Source organism: Pseudomonas sp. ANT_J12, assembly GCF_008370045.1.
Classification (GTDB): domain Bacteria; phylum Pseudomonadota; class Gammaproteobacteria; order Pseudomonadales; family Pseudomonadaceae; genus Aquipseudomonas.
The window spans coordinates 1-1,998 of the sequence record NZ_VOBN01000049.1; the positions used below are offsets into that span (position 1 = coordinate 1).

The 1,998-nt window shown below is 51.7% G+C and carries 1 rRNA gene; it reads right to left on the reverse strand.

Annotated features, from left to right (window positions below):
* Positions 1–1,998 (reverse strand): 23S ribosomal RNA (locus tag FQ192_RS33815); the annotation flags it as partial.

Below are 1,998 nucleotides of genomic sequence, written 5' to 3' on the forward strand. Positions count from 1 at the left end.
CGACCGATTTCCGACCGGTCTGAGCGCACCTTCGTACTCCTCCGTTACTCTTTAGGAGGAGACCGCCCCAGTCAAACTACCCACCATACACTGTCCTCGATCCGGATAACGGACCTGAGTTAGAACCTCAAAGTTGCCAGGGTGGTATTTCAAGGTTGGCTCCACGCGAACTGGCGTCCACGCTTCAAAGCCTCCCACCTATCCTACACAAGCAAATTCAAAGTCCAGTGCAAAGCTATAGTAAAGGTTCACGGGGTCTTTCCGTCTAGCCGCGGATACACTGCATCTTCACAGCGATTTCAATTTCACTGAGTCTCGGGTGGAGACAGCGCCGCCATCGTTACGCCATTCGTGCAGGTCGGAACTTACCCGACAAGGAATTTCGCTACCTTAGGACCGTTATAGTTACGGCCGCCGTTTACCGGGGCTTCGATCAAGAGCTTCGCGTTAGCTAACCCCATCAATTAACCTTCCGGCACCGGGCAGGCGTCACACCCTATACGTCCACTTTCGTGTTTGCAGAGTGCTGTGTTTTTAATAAACAGTCGCAGCGGCCTGGTATCTTCGACCGGCATGGGCTTACGCAGTAAATGCTTCACCCTCACCGGCGCACCTTCTCCCGAAGTTACGGTGCCATTTTGCCTAGTTCCTTCACCCGAGTTCTCTCAAGCGCCTTGGTATTCTCTACCCAACCACCTGTGTCGGTTTGGGGTACGGTTCCTGGTTACCTGAAGCTTAGAAGCTTTTCTTGGAAGCATGGCATCAACCACTTCGTGTTCTAAAAGAACACTCGTCATCAGCTCTCGGCCTTAGAATCCCGGATTTACCTAAGATTCCAGCCTACCACCTTAAACTTGGACAACCAACGCCAAGCTGGCCTAGCCTTCTCCGTCCCTCCATCGCAATAACCAGAAGTACAGGAATATTAACCTGTTTTCCATCGACTACGCTTTTCAGCCTCGCCTTAGGGACCGACTAACCCTGCGTCGATTAACGTTGCGCAGGAAACCTTGGTCTTTCGGCGTGGGTGTTTTTCACACCCATTGTCGTTACTCATGTCAGCATTCGCACTTCTGATACCTCCAGCAAGCTTCTCAACTCACCTTCACAGGCTTACAGAACGCTCCTCTACCGCATCACCTAAGTGATACCCGTAGCTTCGGTGTATGGTTTGAGCCCCGTTACATCTTCCGCGCAGGCCGACTCGACTAGTGAGCTATTACGCTTTCTTTAAAGGGTGGCTGCTTCTAAGCCAACCTCCTAGCTGTCTAAGCCTTCCCACATCGTTTCCCACTTAACCATAACTTTGGGACCTTAGCTGACGGTCTGGGTTGTTTCCCTTTTCACGACGGACGTTAGCACCCGCCGTGTGTCTCCCATGCTCGGCACTTGTAGGTATTCGGAGTTTGCATCGGTTTGGTAAGTCGGGATGACCCCCTAGCCGAAACAGTGCTCTACCCCCTACAGTGATACATGAGGCGCTACCTAAATAGCTTTCGAGGAGAACCAGCTATCTCCGAGCTTGATTAGCCTTTCACTCCGATCCACAGGTCATCCGCTAACTTTTCAACGGTAGTCGGTTCGGTCCTCCAGTTAGTGTTACCCAACCTTCAACCTGCCCATGGATAGATCGCCCGGTTTCGGGTCTATTCCCAGCGACTAGACGCCCTATTAAGACTCGCTTTCGCTACGCCTCCCCTATTCGGTTAAGCTCGCCACTGAAAATAAGTCGCTGACCCATTATACAAAAGGTACGCAGTCACCCAACAAAGTGGGCTCCCACTGCTTGTACGCATACGGTTTCAGGATCTATTTCACTCCCCTCTCCGGGGTTCTTTTCGCCTTTCCCTCACGGTACTAGTTCACTATCGGTCAGTCAGTAGTATTTAGCCTTGGAGGATGGTCCCCCCATATTCAGACAAAGTTTCTCGTGCTCCGTCCTACTCGATTTCATGACTAAGAGATTTTCGCGTACAGGGCTATCACCCACTATGGCCG